Here is an 18455-nt window from a genome sequence, read left to right on the forward strand (position 1 = left end):
CCATCCCTCGCGCCCTGCCGGGGCCCGTGCGGCGCCGCGAGGATGAGCCGACCGCACCAGATCCCGGCTGCTCCGCGCACCCGCCGTCCGGCGGGTGAAATCGCGGTGGAAGGAATCCACGTTGCTGCTTCTCATCTCCCCGGACGGTGTCGAGGAAGCTCTCGCGTGTGCGAAGGCGGCGGAACACCTCGACATCGTCGATGTCAAGAAGCCCGACGAGGGGTCACTCGGCGCGAACTTCCCGTGGGTCATCAGGGAGATCCGCGAAGCGGTCCCGGCGGACAAGCCGCTGTCCGCGACGGTCGGAGACGTGCCGTACAAGCCCGGCACGGTGGCCCAGGCGGCGCTCGGCGCAGCTGTCTCCGGAGCCACCTACATCAAGGTCGGCCTCTACGGATGCACGACGCCCGACCAGGCCATCGACGTCATGCGGGGCGTCGTCCGGGCCGTGAAGGACTTCCGGCCCGACGCGTTCGTCGTCGCCTCGGGGTACGCGGACGCCCACCGGATCGGCTGCGTCAACCCGCTCGCGCTGCCCGACATCGCCCGCCGCTCAGGATCCGACGCGGCCATGCTCGACACCGCGATCAAGGACGGGACCCGGCTGTTCGACCACGTACCGCCCGAGGCCTGCGCGGAGTTCGTGCGGCGGGCCCACGAGGCCGGTCTGCTCGCCGCCCTCGCGGGCAGCGTCAAGGCCGCGGACCTCGCCACGCTGACCCGTATCGGAACGGACATCGTGGGCGTGCGCGGGGCGGTCTGCGAGGGGGGCGACCGCGACGCCGGGAGGATCCAGCCGCGGCTGGTGGCCGCCTTCCGGGCGGAGATGGACCGGCACGCCCGGGAGTTCGCGGCCACCCCGGCCGCGAGCTGACCGCCGGCGTGGACCCGCAGCTGCGCCGCCCCGGTACCGCACCCCGCGGTGAGCGTTTCACCGTCCTCGATCCGGCGACGGGCGAGCCTCTCGACGAGGTTCCCGACCAGCAGGCGAAGGAGCTGGACGCGGTGGTCGGCCGCGCCCACGAGGCCTGGCCGGGCTGGCGGGCCGACCCTGCCGCCCGCACCGCCGCCCTGCTCGCGTCGGCCGACGCCGTGGAGGCGGCCGGGGCGGACCTGGCTCCCCTCCTCACCCGTGAGCAGGGCAAACCACTGGCCGAGTCGTACGCGGAGGTCGCCCGCACGGCGGCCCGCCTGCGCTACTTCGCCGAGTGCGCCCCCGAGCCCCGTACGATCACCGACGGCCGGGCGGTGCACAGCGAGGTCCGCTGGCGGTCGCTCGGGCCCGTCGCCGCCATCGTCCCGTGGAACTTCCCGCTCCAGCTCGCCTCCGCGAAGTTCGCGCCCGCGCTCGCGGCGGGCAACACGGTGGTGCTCAAGCCCTCCCCGTTCACGCCGCTGGCCACCCGGCTGCTGGGATCCGTCCTGTCCGCCGCCCTCCCCGAGGGCGTGCTGACGATCGTCACCGGACGTGAACCGCTCGGCGCCTGCCTCGCGTCGCACCCGGGGATCCGCCATGTGACCTTCACCGGTTCGGTCACCGCCGGGCGGTCCGTCGCGGCGGGCGCGGCGTCCGGCCTCGCCCGGGTCACCCTGGAACTGGGCGGCAACGACGCCGCCATCCTGCTGGACGACGTGGACGTGGAGCGGATCGCGGACCGGCTGTTCTGGGCGGCGTTCCGCAACTGCGGGCAGGTCTGCATGGCGGTCAAGCGCGTCTACGCCCCGGCCCGGCTCCACTCGCGAGTGGTCGAGGCCCTCGCGGAACGGGCGAAGAGCGTGGTCGTCGGAGCCGGTCTCGACCCGGCCACGGAGCTGGGGCCGCTCAACAACGCCGCTCAACTGGCCCGGGTGGAACGCTACACGGCCAGGGCCCTGGCGGACGGGGCCCGGGCCGTGGCCGGTGGGCACCGGCTGGACCGGCCGGGCTACTTCTACGCCCCGACCGTCCTGGCCGATGTCCGTCCCGAAGGACCGGTGGTGACGGAGGAGCAGTTCGGCCCGGTCCTGCCGGTACTGCCGTACGGAAGTCTCGACGAAGCCGTCGAGGCGGCCAACGCCACCCGCTTCGGGCTCGGCGGCTCGGTCTGGGGAACCGACCTGGACCGAGCCGGGGCGGTCGCCGACCGGCTGGAGTGCGGCACGGCGTGGATCAACCACCACGCCGAGCTCTCCCTCGCCCAGCCCTTCGCCGGTGTCAAGGACAGCGGCGTCGGCGTAGCGGGCGGGCCGTGGGGACTCTACGGGAACCTGAGACCGTTCGTCGTCCACCGTCCCCGGGAGGTCTGACGATGAGGTTCGGCGCGGCGGTACTGCGCGGCTACGAGGACCCGTTCGCCGTCGAGGAGGTGATCCTGGACGCGGGGCCGGCCGCCGGCGAGATCCTGGTCCGGATCGCGGGCTGCGGACTGTGCCGGACCGATCTCGCCGTCCGCCGCTCGGCGGGCCGCTCGCCGCTGCCCGCGGTGCTCGGCCACGAGGGGGCCGGGGTCGTGGTGGAGACGGGCGGCCCGGACACCGGCCTGGTCCCCGGTGACCATGTGGTGCTGAGCTTCGACTCCTGCGGGCGGTGCCGGAGCTGCCTGGGCGGCGCCCCCGCCTACTGCGACCGGTTCGCCGCGCTCAACCTCTTCGGGGGACGCGCCGAGAGCTCGGCCCGGTTCACCGACGGGGCCGGCGAGGCGCTGGCGCCCCGGTGGTTCGGCCAGTCCGCGTTCGCCGAGTACGCCGTGGTCCCGGCCCGCAACGCCGTGCGGGTCGACGCCTCCCTCCCTCTCGAACTGCTCGGTCCCCTCGGCTGCGGCTTCCTCACCGGCGCCGGGGCGGTCCTCAACTCCTTCGGCGCCGGCCCCGGCGACACCGTCGCGGTCTTCGGCGCCGGAGCGGTGGGCCTGGCCGCGGTCATGGCGGCCACCGCCGCCGGGGCCCTCGTCGTGGCGGTCGACCGGCACCCCGAACGGCTGGCCCAGGCCGAGCGGTTCCGTGCGGTTCCACTCGACGCGGCCTCGGCCGGCCTTCCCGGCCGCGTCCAGCGGCTGACCGGCGGCGGCGCTCAGTACGCCCTGGACACCACGGGTTCCGCACGGTTGATCAACGACGCGCTCCGGGCGCTGCGCCCGACCGGCCACCTGGGCCTGGTGGCACGGCTGCACACCCATCTGCCGCTCGAACCGGGGACCCTGGACCGGGGCCGGAAGATCTCCCACATCTGCGAGGGGGACGCGGTTCCGGCGCTGCTGATCCCCCGGCTGACCGGGCTGTGGCAGGCAGGGCGGTTCCCCTTCGACCAGCTGATCCGCACGTACCCGCTGGCCGACATCAACGAGGCGGAACGCGACTGCGACGCGGGCCGTGTGGTGAAACCGGTCCTCATTCCGTAGGGCATCACGCGCGTTCCGGGAGGCGCACGTGGATTCCGGCGGGGCGGGGGCCGCCCGATGTACGAGGCGCTCTCCGCCCGGCCGGCTCCCCCGAGCCCCCCGGCGGCTTCCCGCCGGCTGCTTCTTCGCACTGCTCGCTGTTCGTCGTCTCCAACAACCCCGAGGGAGTGCACATGGCCGACACGGCGCACCGGAACGACGATGTGGAGGGTGTGGCGGGAGGGGTCGGTGTGACCGCTCTCCTGGTGGCCGCGGCGCGGGCCATCGAGACGCATCGCCCCGACAGCCTGGCGCAGGACGTCTTCGCGGAGCACTTCGTGCTCGGGGCCCCGGCGTCCAAGGGCTGGCCGGTCCACCCGCGGGAGGTCCCGGACGGGGACCGGAACCCGCTGTGGGGACGGTTCGCCCGGTACTTCGGGCTGCGGACGCGGGTCCTCGACGACTTCCTCCTCCGGTCGGTGCACGCGGGGAACGCCCGCCAGGTGGTCCTTCTCGGGGCGGGGCTCGACTCGCGTGCGTACCGGCTCGCATGGCCTCCCGGCTGCGTGGTCTTCGAGATCGACCGGGCGGAGGTCCTGGCCTTCAAGCACCAGGTGCTCGGCGGGCTTTCGGCCACCCCGAAGGCGGCACGCGTACCCGTCCCGATGGATCTGCGCGCCGACTGGGCCGGCGCCCTGCCCGGCGCCGGCTTCGACCCCGCCGCGCCGAGCGTCTGGCTGGTCGAGGGCCTGCTGTTCTATCTGCCGCCCGCCGCCGAGACGTATCTCATCGACACGGTGGACCGGCTGAGTGCGGGGGGAAGCGCACTGGCCTTCGAGGTCAAGCTGGACAAGGATCTGCTGGAGTACCGCGACAGCCCGCTCTACACGGCCACGCACCAGCAGATCGGCATCGACCTGCTGGACCTGTTCGACAGGAGCCCGCGGCCCGACTCGGCGGGGAAGCTGACGGACACGGGCTGGTCCACCTCGGTCCGCACCCCCTTCGACTTCACCCGGCTGCACGGACGCGGCCCGCTGCCCGAGCGGAACGACGCGCTGGCGGGCAACCGGTGGGTCTTCGCGGACAAGCCCCGGCGGTAGACGCCGGCCGTGTGCCCCGCGGACGGATCCCTCGTGAAGCCGCTCGTGGCCGCCGGTTCACCTCGGCTCGTCGTACACCACCGACCAGGGGCGGGGTGGCCCGTCCGGCGGGCGTGGGCCGGCGGCACGGTGCGGCGTCGCCGACCGGTCGCGTGCCAGCACATCGGCCGCGAGCTCCGCGAAGTGTGGTGCGGCCGGGTGGGCGGAACGGCCGGCGGGCCAGGCGCCGGTGGTCAGCCGGGTGAGCGGGCGGCCCGCCAGGGGGCGCCAGAGGACGCGGGGCTCCTTGCGGGCCACCGGCCCCTGGTCGAAGGCGACGCCGTGGCCCGCGTGGACGAGGGCCAGCAGGAACTCGGGGTTGGACGCGTGCCGGACCCGGCCGGGCACGAAGCCCTCGGTACGACAGGTAGCGAGGATCCTGTCGTACCAACCGGGCGCCTGGGCGCGGGGGAAGAGCACGAGATCGTGGCCGGACAGTTCGGCGAGCGCCACTTCGGGGATCCGGGCCAGTGGTGACGTGCGGGGAAGCACGACGCCGAACTCCGCTCGCACCTCGGGGCCGAGGCGGAGTTCGGTGGCGTCCACGGGCTGGTGGACGAGGCCGACGTCGAGCCCGCCGGAAGCGAGCAGCCGCAGCTGTTCCTCGGTGGTGATCTCCCGCAGATCGACGGACAGTCCCGGGGAGTGCCCCGCGCAGGCCGAGAGCAGCGCGGAGAGCGTGGAGACGGTGGTGTCGGGAGGGACGCCCGCGCGCAGGGTGCCCAGGCCGCCGTCGCCGGCGCGGCGGGCCAGTGTCCGTAACCGCTCCTCGCGGGAGAGGAGTTCGCGGGCCTCGTCCAGCAGCACCAGGCCGGCGGCGGTGAGCCGGACCTGACGCCGCGACCGGTCGAACAGGGCGGCTCCGAGGTCCTTCTCCAGCCTGCGCACCGCCTGGCTGAGGGGTGGCTGGGCCATGCCGAGCCGGTCGGCGGCCCGGCTGAAGTGCAGCTCGTCGGCGACGGCGACGAAGATACGCAGGTGGCGCAAGAGATCCACAGTCAGTGACCTTATGCGAGGGGCGAACCGATGGTCGAGAAACGGATCCGCGAGGTGTTCGCGGGGGCGGGTGCCGAGGGGTTGTTGCACGCGGTCCCCGTCCAGGGGGAACCGGGCGACGGGGAGGTGACCGTCGGCGCCGACGAGCCCGTCGTGATCGCCTCGGTCTTCAAGGTGCTGCTGGTCCTGGAGTTCGCCCGCCAGGTGGCCGCCGGCCAGCTCGATCCGCGTGAGCGGGTACGGGTGACGGCAGCCGACCGGCTCGGCGGCTGGGGCACGGCGGGCTGTGCGGACGACGTCGAGCTGTCGCTGCGCGATCTGGCGTTCTTCGCCCTCTCGGTGAGCGACAACTCGGCGGCCGATCTGCTGCTGGCACGCGTCGGCCTGGACACGGTGCGGCTGCTCGCCGAAGAACTCGGGCTCGACAGGACTCGCGTCGTGGGTGGACCCCGTGACGTACTGGAGTCGATGCTCGCCGAGGTCGGCGCGTGCGACGAGGCGGAGTTCGCCCTTCGGTACCCCGCGCTGCCGGACGACCGCAAAAGGCGCCTGGGCGTGCTGGATCCGCTGCGGACCAACGCGAGCACGCCGAGGGACGTCACCAGGCTGCTGCGCCTCGTCTGGCAGGACCAGGCGGGTCCGCCGGAAGCGTGCTCCCGGGTACGGGACCTGATGAGTCGACAGGCGTTCCGCCACCGGCTGGTTTCGGGATTTCCCGACGAGGTGACGATCGCGGCCAAGACGGGGACCCTGCCCGGTCTGCACATGGAGGCGGGGGTGGTCCGGTATCCCGACGGCGGCCTCTACGCGGTCGCCGTTTTCGCCCGTACGCGCGAGCTGGCCGCCTCACGCACGGCGGTGGACGCCGCGATCGGCGCCACGGCCCGGATCGCCGTCGACTCCCTCCGCGACGAACAGTTCTGACGTGGGCTCATATGCGTTCGTGTATGAGCCCACCCGAATTCCGATCTTGGACGAGGAGGGTCATGCCCTGATCTCCTGACGCCATGAACGAGGACACAGACGTACAGCGTCCGCAGCGGCGTATCCAGGCATTCGGCCGACGCGCGGTGCTGCGCGGCGCCGCGATCGGCGCGGCGGCCCCGCTGCTCTCCGCCGCGACCACCACCGCCGCTGCGGCGGTTCACGGGGCCCCGGCGGCCGGTTCGGCATCCTTCCGGTGGCTGGGCACCTCCGGCTGGCGCATCGACGCCGGCGGCCGGACGGTGCTCTTCGACCCCTACATCACCCGGTTCAGGACCGGCCTGTTCGACGGAGGGCTCAAGCCGGACACGAAGTTGAGGTCCGACCCCGGTCTGGTGCGGGAGCACATCGGCCGCCCCGAGATCGTCCTGGTCAGCCACGCGCACTGGGATCACATCGCCGACGTGCCGTACATCGCCAAGTCCACCGGCGCGCGGGTCGTCGGCACCGAGACCACGTTCCATCTGCTGGTCGCGTTCGGGGTCGACCCCGACCAGATCTCGGTGGTGAAGGGCGGGGAGGTCCTGGACTTCGACGGCATCACCGTCCAGGTGGTGCCGAGCCTGCACAGCCGCAACAAGCGGCATTCCTACTTCGCCCCGGGCACACTGAACGCTCCCCCGCCGACAGTGCCGGAGACCATCTCCGACCTGCCGGAGGGCGACACCCTGGCCTTCCAGGTGACGGTGGGGAGCGGCGGTCCGTCGGCGTTCCTGATGGGCGCCAGCGACTTCTCCGAGCAGGCCGTACAGGGGCTGAGCCCCGACCTCGCGATGGTCGCCGTGCCGGCCGGCACCGCTACGTTCCGCTATACGTCCCGGCTGCTGCGCGCCCTGGACCGGCCCGGCGTCGTGGTGCCCGTCCACTGGGACAACTTCGAGGAGCCGCTGAGCGAGCCCCCGCGCCGCGATCCGGTGATGGACCTGAGCGGGTTCGCCGCCCAGGTCCACCGGGAGTCCCCCACGAGCCGGATCGTCGTCCCGGACTACCGCACGACGTACGGCGCGGACATGCGCGCAGGCACGTCCACGCCTTAGTCCACTCCTTATGGGCGGAGGGATCGGATCAGCGGAGTCCGGCGAAGAGGTCCTTCTCGGGCAGGGCCGCGCCGGTGGCGTCCTGGACGCGTACGAAGGTCTCCGTGCCCATCAGGTCGCCGAATCTCTCCTTGCCCATCTTGAGGAAGAAGATGTTGTCGCCCTGGCTGGCGTGCGCGGCCAGCGCGTCGAACTTCCGGCCGCTGAACGCGGTGGTGTCCACCCACGTGGTGACCTCGTCGTCGGGGAGGCCGATCTCGGTCATCGCGTCGGCCTCGGCCGGATCCGGAGCCGGCTCGGGCTCCGGATCCGGCTCCGGCTGCGGCAGGTCCTCGTGGAACTCGCGCATGGCCTCGCCGAACCGCCGCAGCATCGAGTGGGGCATCGTCGTCCAGTACACCTTCGGCGTCAGCTCGGTCATCTCCAGCGCCGCCATCGTGATGCGGTGGGCCTGGATGTGGTCGGGGTGGCCGTAGAAGCCGTTCTCGTCGTAGGTGACGACGACATCGGGACGGTAGTGCCGCATGAGTTCCGCGAGTCGGGCGGCGCCCTTCTCCACCGGGGTCTGCCAGAAGGACCCGGGGGCCTCGTTGCTCGGCCAGCCGATCATTCCGGAGTCGGCGTAGTCCAGCGTCTCCAGATCGCTGACCCCCAGGACCTCGCAGCTCGCCTCCAGCTCCCGGCGGCGCATCGCGGCGACGGCCGCCGGGTCGTGTCCGGGGTCGCCCGGCTTGACACCCCCCGGTCCGTCCCCGCAGCCGCCGTCGGTACACGTCACGAGAACCGTGCGGATGCCTTCCGCCGCGTACCGCGCCAGGACCCCTCCGGTTCCGGTCGCCTCGTCGTCGGGGTGGGCGTGCACGGCCATGAGAGTCAAGGGCCGGTCGGTCATGAAGGGGTCCTCCCGCAGAGATACGTCGTGGTCCGGGCCGGCGGCGGGCGTGCTACCGCGCTCCCAGGGCCCGGATCCCGACGGGGCGGGCGACCCTGCGGCCTCCGTGTTCCCCCGCCCGCACGGCGCCGGTCCCTTGAACGGTGCAACCGCGCCGACCGGGCCGGCTGTTCCCGACGGGGCCGGTGATTCTCGACGGAGGCCGCCGGGAGCCCCCTCAAGGCTCCGGTGCCGCGGCGACCGGCGCACAATGAGCTGTCCCATAAGCTCCGGCAGTCGAGGCCGGAGCGGCATCAGTCCATGGGCGGCGGATCGTGTCCGGCCGCGGGCCGGCGGCCGGTACGACGAGCCGGCGGCCGGTACGGCGACCGCGTTGTGCGGTCGCCACCGCCCGGCCGCGATCCGCCGGACCGAATCTCAGGAGGGGAAGCGTGACCGAGACAAGCGACACCCGATCCACCGCCAGTGAAGCGCAGGAGGCGCAGCGGAGCAGACTCCAGCGTCTGATGCGTTACGTCCCGCTGATCGCCCCGGTCCTGCTGTGGGCCGTGCCGTGCTGGGTTCTTCTGCACACCGGCCAGCGGTGGCCGCTCCCGGTCACCCTGACCGGCACCGCGCTGTTCGTCCTCGGCCTGGCCGGTATGCCGCTCGCGATGGTGCACGGTCACGGCCGGCGCCAGCGGGACCGGGCGGCGATCGTCGGTGACACGCTGCTGGGCGGCATCTGGGTCCTGTTCACCTGGTCCGTACTCCTCGGCGTCCTGCTGCGGCTCGCCCTGACCGTGGCCGGCGTGGGTGACGGACAGGACCGGGCGCGCATCGTCACCTGGGCCGTCCTCGGCGTCGCCGCCGTGCTGCTGGCCTGGGGGTACGCCGAGGCCCGGCGCGTGCCGCGGGTGCGCCGCCTCGACGTGCGGCTCCCGCGCCTGGGAGCCGGGCTGGACGGAACCCGGGTCGCCCTGATCACCGACACCCACTACGGTCCGCTCGACCGGGCCCGCTGGTCGGCGCGGGTCTGCGAGACGGTGAACACCCTGGAGGCCGACCTGGTCTGCCACACCGGCGACATCGCGGACGGCACGGCCGAACGCCGTCGCGCCCAGGCCGCTCCGCTGGGCACCGTGCGGGCGACGCGGGCCCGTGTCTACGTCACCGGCAACCACGAGTACTACAGCGAGGCCCAGGGCTGGGTCGACCTGATGGACGAGCTGGGCTGGGAGCCGCTGCGCAATCGCCATCTGCTGCTCGAACGCGGCGGTGACACGCTCGTGGTCGCCGGCGTCGACGACGTCACCGCCGAGTCCTCCGGACTGGCGGGCCACCGCGCCCACCTCGCCGGAGCCCTCCACGGCGCCGACCCCGACCTCCCCGTGCTGCTCCTCGCCCACCAGCCCAAGTTCATCGACCGTGCGGCGGCCCACGGCATCGACCTCCAGCTCTCCGGCCACACCCACGGCGGCCAGATCTGGCCCTTCCACCATCTGGTCCGCCTCGACCAGCCGGCCGTCGCGGGCCTCAGCCGCCACGGCGCTCGCACCCTCCTCTACACGAGCCGCGGCACCGGCTTCTGGGGCCCGCCCTTCCGCGTCTTCGCCCCCAGCGAGATCACCCTGCTCGTGCTCCGCTCCCCGCAGCCCTCCGCCGGCTCCTAGAACCGGAGCCGGCGGTCAGGAGCAGGCCGGGCACAGGCCCCGGTAGGTGATCTCCACCGAGCCGACGGCGAACCCGAACCGCTCGGCCTCGGGCAGGTCACCGAGGGCGTCCCCGACCGGGTGGACGTCGCGGACCGTGCCGCAGCCGGAGCACACCAGGTGCTGATGGGGGCGGCGCGCGTTCGGGTCGTAGCGCTTGGCGCGGCCCACGGTGGAGACCTCCAGCACCTCGCCGAGCGTGACGAGCTCCCCCAGCGTGTTGTAGACGGTCGCGCGGGAGATCTCGGGCAGCCTCGCGGCGGCCCGCAGATGTACCTCGTCGGCCGTCAGGTGCACATGGTCACCGTCGAGGACCTCCGCGACGACACGCCGCTGCGAGGTCAACCGCCAGCCACGGCCCCGTAGCCGTTGAAGGAGGTCGCTCATCTCGTCACCTGCTCCGCTTCGCGGGGGACGCGCGGCCCCGGACGGATCCATGGATCCGATGACATCGCGCCCCAGCCATTATCGTTTTAGCGCACTTCTTGACTTGGACGAAGTCCATCGTAGGATCGATCCCGGCGACATCCAAGAGACAGGAAGACTCCGGTACGGCAGCAGAGAAACGCGGTGGGACACCGTCGGTCGACCGCGCGGCGCCGACCGAGCGCCGTCCTCGTCGCACCGCCCGGGACCGTCCGGTCCCGTCCGTGAGGTTCGGGCGGGCGCGGCGGCACCCGGCATACCTCGTGTCCCTTCTGCACGGACCGAATCCTCCTCCCCCGTTCAGCGCCCCCACGACCCACCGGGTCCGGAAGGATTGCCATGACCGAGAACCACGAGTCGCATGTCTTTGATCCCGTCACCCCGGATTCGCCCGAGACGGCCGTTCCCGAGGTGCCCGGGGCGCAGGCGGGCGGCTGCCCCGTGGCCCACGGCCGCGCGCCGCACCCCACGCAGGGCGGCGGGAACCGCCAGTGGTGGCCGGACCGGCTCAATCTGAAGATCCTCGCCAAGAACCCCGCCGTGGCGAACCCGCTCGGTACGGACTTCGACTACGCGGCCGCGTTCCAAAGGCTCGACCTGCCCACGGTGAAGCGGGACATCGCCGAGGTGCTCTCCACGTCGCAGGACTGGTGGCCGGCCGACTTCGGCAACTACGGGCCGCTGATGATCCGGATGGCCTGGCACAGCGCCGGCACGTACCGCATCAGCGACGGCCGCGGTGGCGCGGGCGCCGGTCAGCAGCGCTTCGCCCCGCTGAACAGCTGGCCGGACAACGGCAACCTGGACAAGGCCCGCCGTCTGCTGTGGCCGGTGAAGAAGAAGTACGGCCAGGCGCTGTCCTGGGCCGACCTGCTGATCCTCACCGGCAACGTCGCCCTGGAGACCATGGGCTTCAAGACCTTCGGCTTCGCCGGCGGCCGCGAGGACGTCTGGGAGTCGGAGGAGGACGTCTACTGGGGCCCGGAGACCACCTGGCTCGACGACGAGCGCTACACCGGCGACCGTGAGCTGGAGAACCCGCTCGGCGCGGTCCAGATGGGCCTGATCTACGTCAACCCCGAGGGCCCCAACGGCAACCCGGACCCGGTCGCCGCCGCCCGCGACATCCGCGAGACCTTCCGCCGGATGGCGATGAACGACGAGGAGACCGTCGCCCTCATCGCCGGTGGCCACACCTTCGGCAAGACGCACGGAGCGGGCCCGGCCGAGAGCGTCGGCGCGGACCCCGAGGGCGCCTCGATGGAGGAGCAGGGCCTGGGCTGGCGCAGCTCCTACGGGACGGGCAAGGGCGGGGACGCCATCACCAGTGGTCTGGAGGTGACCTGGACCAGCACCCCGACCACGTGGGGCAACGAGTTCTTCCACAACCTCTTCGCCTACGAGTACGAGCTGACCAAGTCCCCGGCCGGTGCGCACCAGTGGGTCGCCAAGGACGCGGAGGCGACCATCCCGGACGCGCACGACGCGTCGAAGAAGCACAAGCCGCAGATGCTCACCACCGACCTGTCGCTGCGCTTCGACCCGGCCTACGAGGAGATCTCGCGCCGCTTCCACGAGAACCCGGACGCGTTCGCGGACGCCTTCGCGCGCGCCTGGTACAAGCTGACGCACCGCGACATGGGCCCGGTCCAGCGCTACCTGGGCTCCGAGGTGCCTTCCGAGGTGCTGCTGTGGCAGGACCCGCTGCCCGCGCGCACCGCTGAGCCGCTGGGCGCCGCGGAGATCGCCGCGCTCAAGGAGCGGGTGCTCGCCACGGACCTGACAGTGGCGCAGCTGGTCTCGGCCGCCTGGGCGTCGGCCGCCTCCTTCCGCGGCAGCGACAAGCGTGGCGGCGCCAACGGCGCCCGGGTCCGTCTGGAGCCGCAGCGCGGCTGGGAGGCGAACAACCCGGACGACCTGGCCCAGGTCCTGCGGGCCCTGGAGGGTATCCAGGAGTCCTTCAACGCCGAGGGCGGCAAGCAGGTCTCGCTGGCCGACCTGATCGTCCTCGCGGGCAACGCGGCCGTCGAGCAGGCGGCCGCGGACGCCGGTGTCGAGGTGGAGGTGCCGTTCACCGCGGGCCGGGTCGACGCCACGCAGGACCAGACGGACGTCGAGTCCTTCGCCGCGCTGGAGCCCGTGTACGACGGCTTCCGCAACTACGCGGGCAAGGGCAGCCGCCTTCCCGCCGAGTATCTGCTCCTGGACCGGGCCAACCTGCTGACGCTGAGCGCCCCGGAGACCACGGTCCTGGTCGGCGGTCTGCGGGTGCTGGGCGCCAATTCCGGCGGCTCGAAGCACGGCGTCCTCACGGACCGCCCGGGCACGCTGACCAACGACTTCTTCGTGAACCTGCTCGACCTGGGCATCACCTGGAAGTCGACGTCGGCGGGGCAGGACGAGTTCGAGGCCCGCGACGCGACGGGCCGGGTCAAGTGGACCGGTACCCGCGCGGACCTGGTCTTCGGCTCCAACTCCGAACTCCGTGCCCTCGCCGAGGTCTACGCGAGCGACGACGCGCGGCAGAAGTTCGTGACGGACTTCGTCGCCGCCTGGAGCAAGGTCATGGACCTCGACCGCTTCGACCTGGTCTGACCGCGCGGTCGGGGCCCGCCGCCCGCTCGGCGCGGCCCCGACCCGCCGACGTTCGCTCCGGCCCGGCCCCCGAGCGGTGGTGCGCAGTGTGGCACCGCCGCGCGGGGGCCGGTCCTCTTCGCCTCGGTCCCGGCCCAGGACGCAGAACTCATTGCTCCCGGTGCCGGAATCCGCCCTGCCCGGCGCGTCGCCCGGCAGGGCGACGCGCCCGGACTCTGTCCTGCTACCAGCCGGCCTTGACCGCGTTGTAGGCCGTACGGCAGTCGGCGTTGGTGGCGTCCGCGGCCAGCTTCTCCATGGAGTTGCTCCAGACCTTCTTGGCCACCTTCTCCATGTCACGGGTCGCCGCGGGCACGTTCGGCGCGTGCTTCTTGATCGTCGCCAGCGAGGACCTGGCGAACTTGTTGCACACGGGTCCGGCGGCGTTCCGGTAGCGGGTGTCCAGGTCCGTCGCGACGGCCTGGCCGTTCTGGGTCGCCCAGGTGTTCCAGGCCGCGCACGCCGCTTCGGTGAACACGGCCTGGTCGGCCTCGCTCAGTCCCAGTACCTCGCCCAGCATCGTGTTCTTGGCCTTGTCGGGGACCGTGAAGTCCACGACGGGGAACTTGTCGAGGGTTTCGAGCAGCGCCTCCTGACACGCGGGAGGCAGCGGGGCCGCCTGCGCGGTGGAGGGGGCGCCCAGCGCGGAGACGGACAGGAGTGCCGCGGTGAGGACGGTGCGCTGGACGGTACGCGAAAGGGTCATGGGGGCAGTGCTCCTTGTACGGAAGAACGTGACGGTCCGGGCGCCGCATCAGCGCCCGACGGCTACAGAACGATCACTGCCTGTGCAGGTCACGGGCCTATCGGTGGGGCGGACGGTGGCACACAGGGTCGTCGGCCGTCCGTGCGACGAGAGGGCTGTCGACCGTCCCGCGGCCGCGGCCGCGAGGGGACGGAACCCACCTCCCACGTCCCGGTGAGAGCGCGTTCCGGGTCCGGCGACGGAAGACCAGGAAGCCGGCCGACGCGGCGCCGACGAGCCAGAGGCACTGGATCACGAGCCCCCGGACAGCCGACGCGTCGGAGAAGGCCGCGGACATGCTCGCCTGCACGGCTCCGTACGTCGGGAGGAAGCGCACGACGGCGCTGTCGGAACCGGAGCTGGAGAGGGGATTCTGCAGGGCGACGTCGAGGATGCTGATCATCAGGATGGCGAACATGCCCTCGACCTCCCGGCGGAGTACCGATCCGAAGACCACGCCCAGCGCGCCGTAGGTCAGAGCCGCGCAGAACAGGGCGGCGGCGAGGACGAGGGGCTGTCGCGGCGGCCAGGCGAACCCGACGACGACCGTGGCGTACGCCGAGACGGCGACACAGACCAGCGTGAGCGCGGACAGCTTCGCGAGGACGAGGTGATAGCGGGGGTAGCCCGCCATCGCCAGGCGGCGGTCGAAAGCACCTCCCGTGAAGGTGGCCGCGAACATCATGAACCCGGCGATCAGGGTGACCGCGTTCAGCGCACCGGTGATCTGGGTGAGGTGGTTGCCGGGCGGGGACAGGATCTCGCCGGTGGCCCGGAGCCGGAACGGGGCAGGCTGATCGGGAATGGTCACGTAGGCGAGGGCGATCCACACCGGGATGTACACGACCACCAGCAGCATCGCGAACCGGTTGCGGGCGTGCCCGGTCAACGCGTACTTGGACGCCGTGGCGAACAGGAACCAGTGCCGCCTCATGCCGCCGCCCCCGTAGGCCGTTCCTGGCGGTGGAGGCGCCCGTTCTCCAGGCGCCAGAGCAGATCCAGCCGGTCGATGTCGTACGCCAGGTGCGAGACGACCAGCACCGAACGCCCGGCGTCGCGCAACCTCGTCGCCAGTTCCCAGAAGCGCAGATACGTCTCCCAGTCGAAGCCCTGGTAGGGCTCGTCCAGCAGGAGCACGTCCGGGTCGTGCATGAGCGCCAGGGTCAGGTTGAGCTTCTGCCGCGAGCCGCCGCTGAGCAGGCCCGCACGCCGGTCGAGGTACTCGGTGAAGGCCAGGGTCTCCATCACCTCCTCGGCCCGCCGCAGGTCGGGGAGGCCGAACGCGGCCCGGAAGAGGTCGAGATGCTGGCGGACGGTGAAGGAGTCGTCCAGCACCACGGACTGCGGGCAGTAGCCGAACCTGCCGTGGTGACGCACCGATCCGCGGTCCGGACCGAGCTCACCGGAGAGGATCTTCAGCAGCGTCGACTTGCCCGCGCCGTTCTCCCCGACGATCCCGGCGAGGGTGCCGGGCCGTAGCCGCAGGTCGACTCCCCGGAGAACGGCGTGCTGCCGGTAGGAGTGGTGCACATCGTGGACGTCCATCGTCTCGCTCCGTCGTGCCAGGTCCTGCCCGTGATCGCGGAACCGGTCCGCTCGTGCCCAACGAGCCGGTCACGCGGCGGAAACGGCGCCGGGGACGCACCCGTTCGCCCGGCGTCAACCCGGTGCACGACCCGTCACGCGTGCGGCGGGACTACCGCCGGAAGCCGCTCCCGGCGCGGCGGCAGCCCTTAGCGTGACCGGGCTCGGAGCGCCGGCGTCTCGGGCCCGGAGCCCTCATCACGTACCTACGAGGAAAGGCCGGTCGGCCATGCGGAGAACGTGCGTGATCGGAGCGGGCCCGTCCGGCCTGGCGGCGAGCAAGGTCCTCGCCTCGCGCGGCCTTCCGTTCGACTGCTTCGAGGCGGGTTCGGGCATCGGCGGACTCTGGCGCTACGGGAACGACAACGGTATGTCGGGGGTGTACGCGTCACTGCACGCGAACATCTCCAAGGAGAGCATGTCGTTCTCCTCGCTGGCGATGCCGGAGACCTACCCGGTCTTCCCGCACCACAGCAAGGTCCTCGCCTACCTGGAGCAGTACGCCGCTTCGTTCGGCCTGCACCGGCACATCGGGTTCGGCACGACGGTCACCTCCGTACGGCCCCTGGAGGACGGCGGCTGGGAGGTCGTCCGCCGGCACCGCGGCGACACGGAGGCGCGGACACAGCACTACACCGAGGTGGTGGTGGCCAACGGGCACCACTGGGACCCGCGGCTGCCGGACCCCGCCGTACCGGGGGCCGAGGACTTCGAGGGCCCCGCTCTCCACTCGCACGACTACCGCTTCCCCGAGCCGTACGCCGGCCGGCAGGTGCTCGTGGTCGGCATGGGCAACTCCGCGTGCGAGATCGCGGCGGAGATCTCCCGTACGGCCGCGCGGACGTTCCTCTCCGCGCGGGACGCGGCGCACGTGTTCCCCAAGATGCTGCTCGGCCGGCCGGCGGACCACTTGGCGGGGAGCCCGCTGGCCGGCCTGCCGCGGTTCCTCAAGGACCCGGCGATGGCGCTTCTCCTGCGACTGACCCGCGGCGCCCCGGCTCACTACGGGCTTCCCGAACCGGTCCGCGGGCCTCTCGCCGCCCACCCCTCCACCTCGGACGAACTCCTCGTCCAGCTGGCCCGGGGCGCGGTCACCCCCAAGCCCGGTGTCAGCTCGTTCGGCCGGGACACGGCGTTCTTCACGGACGGCAGCCGCGAGAGGGTGGACGCCGTGGTGTACGCCACCGGGTACTCCCTCTCCTTCCCCTTCCTGGCCCCCTCCGTCTTCGCCGCCCCGGGCGGCCGCACGGAGCTCTATCTGCGCACGGTGCCGCCCCGGCTCCCCGGGCTCTACTTCATGGGACTCGCCCAACCCGCGGGAGCCGCTTTCCCGTTGCTCGAACCGCAGGCCGAATGGGTCGCCGACCTGATCGAGGGAACGGTCCGCCTGCCGGCGCCGGCGGAGATGACGCGGGCGATCGCCCGCGCGCGGCGACAGCACGACAAGGCCTACGCGCCCACCTACCGCCACGGGATCGAGATCGACATCCGCTCCTACCGGCGAGCCCTCCGGCGGGAACTCCGGGCAGGCAGACGCCGGGCCCGCGGTGTGTTCCCGCCCCGGCCCGGGGCGGGCTCCCCCGCCGCCGTGCCCGATGCCGTGTGATCCGCCGGCCCACTCCGTGCGGCCGGTGCGGAGCTCCCGCCCGGCTCATCCGGGCGTCGAGCTCACCTCCAGCTCGCCCACGGCCCGCTCCCACAGCTCCGGCAGCAGCTCCCCCAGCGGGAGGGCGCGGTCGGCGACGAAGGACACCTCCGCCCAGTCACCGAAGAACGACAGCCCCACCGCGAAGAGATGCCCCGGCACGAGCAGGGGCAACAGGGCGGTCCCCGTCACCTGCGTCTCCCCCAGGCTCCCCTTGTCGGCGAGCGGCATGGAGGTGGCCATGACGTTGGTGACGCGTGGCGAGAGCATCCTGCGCAGGTACCACTCGGTGGGGCCGTCCGGCATGAAGCGGACCAGGTCCTGAATGGCCTGCCGCCAGGTCTCGCCCCGCAGCTTCCGGGTCGTCGCCATGACCTGATCCAGTCGGCGCAGGGGCTCCTCACCCTCCCGGGAACCGTCCGGCTGTTCCGGGACGGTCCGTACGGGCAGTTCGAGCGGCAGGGCGAAGCAGCGGTTCCCCCACGTCTGTTCCTCGTCGGCGCGTCGTGCGTCGACGGGCAGTACGGCCGTCACCCGGGGAAGCGGCACCCCGGCACGGGCCGACCAGACCGACAACGCCCCGGAGAGGGCCGCCAGATGCACGTCATGGGCCGAGCCGCCCCGCCCGGCGCCGATCCGGCGAAGGGTGTCCACCGGTGCCCGGCCCCGCCACAGCCGCCGCTCCCCGGAGGGGGCGAAGGCCGCGTCCGGGCGGTGGCCGCGAACGGCCAGGGAGCCGGCCACGAACCTCGTGGCCAGCCCGACGGCCGCGCCGACCCGCCGGGGCACCCCGGACGGACGGCTCCGGCCCGGTACCGGACGCGCGGACGGCTCCCCCTCCCCCAGCATGGCCCGGAAGGTCATGGCGGCGGCCGAACCGTCCTGGCAGGCGTGGTGAAAGCGGTAGCAGACGGCGTACGTGTCGGGTTCGTGGCCGTGGATCAGCCAGACCCCCCAGTAGCAGCCGGGGGCGAACGGGGCGTTGAGCGCGGTGTGCAGTGCGGAGTCCCAGGCGCCGGGCCCGTCGGCGACCACCTCGTGCACATGCCGGTCGACGGCGAAGTCCGCGTCCGGCTGCCACCGGGACCGCCGGCCTCCCTCCACCCGGCTCGTGAGCAGGGGCAGTTCGCCGAGGCGGTGGCCCACGTAGGCGCGAAGGTCCGCCAGGGCCGGGGGCGGACCACTGAGATACGCGACGCCGCCCGCGTCCCAGCGGACGTCGGGCCGACGGCGCTCCAGCTTGAGGAACGCGCGGTCGACCGCGTGGGTGGAGTGGCGGGGCGAGGGAATCGGCCGATCGGGCCGGGCGGAGCGCTCGGACGG

Annotated in this window: 16 protein-coding genes; 9 read left to right on the forward strand and 7 right to left on the reverse strand. The window is 72.6% G+C overall.

Features of this window, described 5'->3' with window-relative positions; genetic code table 11:
* Nucleotides 1-121: 121 nt before the first annotated feature.
* From HET64_RS03385 to HET64_RS03400, 4 genes are all read left to right on the forward strand, one after another.
* Nucleotides 122-874 (forward strand): (5-formylfuran-3-yl)methyl phosphate synthase, encoded by a 753-nt coding sequence (locus HET64_RS03385; protein ID WP_215102067.1) that lies wholly within the window; start codon nucleotides 122-124, stop codon nucleotides 872-874.
* Between the two features lie 8 nt (nucleotides 875-882).
* Nucleotides 883-2286, forward strand: coding sequence for an aldehyde dehydrogenase family protein (locus HET64_RS03390; protein WP_215102069.1), 1404 nt, complete (start codon nucleotides 883-885; stop codon nucleotides 2284-2286).
* 2 nt (nucleotides 2287-2288) lie between these two features.
* Complete coding sequence (locus tag HET64_RS03395; protein WP_215102071.1) at nucleotides 2289-3377, forward strand: NAD(P)-dependent alcohol dehydrogenase; 1089 nt, start codon at nucleotides 2289-2291, stop codon at nucleotides 3375-3377.
* 173 nt (nucleotides 3378-3550) lie between these two features.
* Nucleotides 3551-4459: a class I SAM-dependent methyltransferase gene (locus HET64_RS03400; protein ID WP_215102074.1), complete on the forward strand. Its 909-nt coding sequence runs from the start codon at nucleotides 3551-3553 to the stop codon at nucleotides 4457-4459.
* A gap of 57 nt (nucleotides 4460-4516) precedes the next feature.
* On the opposite strand, the gene HET64_RS03405 is transcribed toward HET64_RS03400, so the two are convergent.
* A complete protein-coding gene (locus HET64_RS03405) occupies nucleotides 4517-5485 on the reverse strand; it encodes a LysR family transcriptional regulator (protein WP_215102120.1) in 969 nt (322 codons plus the stop codon).
* 39 nt (nucleotides 5486-5524) lie between these two features.
* On the opposite strand from HET64_RS03405, the gene HET64_RS03410 reads away from it, so the two are divergent.
* A complete protein-coding gene (locus tag HET64_RS03410; RefSeq protein WP_215102076.1) occupies nucleotides 5525-6418 on the forward strand; it encodes a serine hydrolase in 894 nt (297 codons plus the stop codon).
* A gap of 83 nt (nucleotides 6419-6501) precedes the next feature.
* A complete protein-coding gene (locus tag HET64_RS03415) occupies nucleotides 6502-7515 on the forward strand; it encodes an MBL fold metallo-hydrolase (RefSeq protein WP_215102078.1) in 1014 nt (337 codons plus the stop codon).
* 28 nt (nucleotides 7516-7543) lie between these two features.
* Here the strand turns inward: HET64_RS03415 and HET64_RS03420 are convergent, their stop codons facing one another.
* The gene (locus HET64_RS03420; protein WP_215102087.1) at nucleotides 7544-8407 is read right to left on the reverse strand and encodes a PIG-L family deacetylase; all 864 of its coding nucleotides are present in this window, start codon (nucleotides 8405-8407) and stop codon (nucleotides 7544-7546) included.
* A gap of 431 nt (nucleotides 8408-8838) precedes the next feature.
* Between HET64_RS03420 and HET64_RS03425 the strand changes: the two genes are divergently transcribed.
* Nucleotides 8839-10059 (forward strand): metallophosphoesterase, encoded by a 1221-nt coding sequence (locus HET64_RS03425; RefSeq protein ID WP_215102089.1) that lies wholly within the window; start codon nucleotides 8839-8841, stop codon nucleotides 10057-10059.
* Nucleotides 10060-10074: 15 nt separating this feature from the next.
* On the opposite strand, the gene HET64_RS03430 is transcribed toward HET64_RS03425, so the two are convergent.
* Entirely contained in the window at nucleotides 10075-10485 is a 411-nt protein-coding gene (locus tag HET64_RS03430) for a Fur family transcriptional regulator (protein ID WP_215102091.1), read from the reverse strand.
* Nucleotides 10486-10863: 378 nt separating this feature from the next.
* On the opposite strand from HET64_RS03430, the gene katG reads away from it, so the two are divergent.
* Nucleotides 10864-13119 carry a catalase/peroxidase HPI gene (gene katG / locus HET64_RS03435; RefSeq protein ID WP_215102100.1) on the forward strand — a complete coding sequence of 752 codons (2256 nt, stop codon included), beginning with the start codon at nucleotides 10864-10866 and terminating at the stop codon, nucleotides 13117-13119.
* Between the two features lie 223 nt (nucleotides 13120-13342).
* Here katG and HET64_RS03440 read toward each other — a convergent pair whose 3' ends face one another.
* The 3 genes from HET64_RS03440 to HET64_RS03450 all read right to left on the reverse strand — a co-directional run bounded on the left by HET64_RS03440 (nucleotide 13343) and on the right by HET64_RS03450 (nucleotide 15448).
* Nucleotides 13343-13864 (reverse strand): hypothetical protein, encoded by a 522-nt coding sequence (locus tag HET64_RS03440; RefSeq protein ID WP_215102103.1) that lies wholly within the window; start codon nucleotides 13862-13864, stop codon nucleotides 13343-13345.
* 97 nt (nucleotides 13865-13961) lie between these two features.
* Entirely contained in the window at nucleotides 13962-14837 is an 876-nt protein-coding gene (locus tag HET64_RS03445; protein ID WP_215102105.1) for an ABC transporter permease, read from the reverse strand.
* Entirely contained in the window at nucleotides 14834-15448 is a 615-nt protein-coding gene (locus tag HET64_RS03450; RefSeq protein WP_215102107.1) for an ABC transporter ATP-binding protein, read from the reverse strand. The genes HET64_RS03445 and HET64_RS03450 overlap by 4 nt, the downstream gene beginning before the upstream one ends.
* Nucleotides 15449-15731: 283 nt before the next feature.
* On the opposite strand from HET64_RS03450, the gene HET64_RS03455 reads away from it, so the two are divergent.
* On the forward strand, nucleotides 15732-17093 hold the full coding sequence (locus HET64_RS03455; protein WP_308369775.1) for an NAD(P)-binding domain-containing protein: 1362 nt from the start codon (nucleotides 15732-15734) through the stop codon (nucleotides 17091-17093).
* Between the two features lie 45 nt (nucleotides 17094-17138).
* Here the strand turns inward: HET64_RS03455 and HET64_RS03460 are convergent.
* A partial coding sequence (locus HET64_RS03460; protein WP_251144710.1) for a wax ester/triacylglycerol synthase family O-acyltransferase occupies nucleotides 17139-18455 on the reverse strand: 1317 nt, incomplete at its 5' end.

Source organism: Streptomyces sp. McG3 (assembly GCF_018619185.1).
GTDB lineage: Bacteria > Actinomycetota > Actinomycetes > Streptomycetales > Streptomycetaceae > Streptomyces.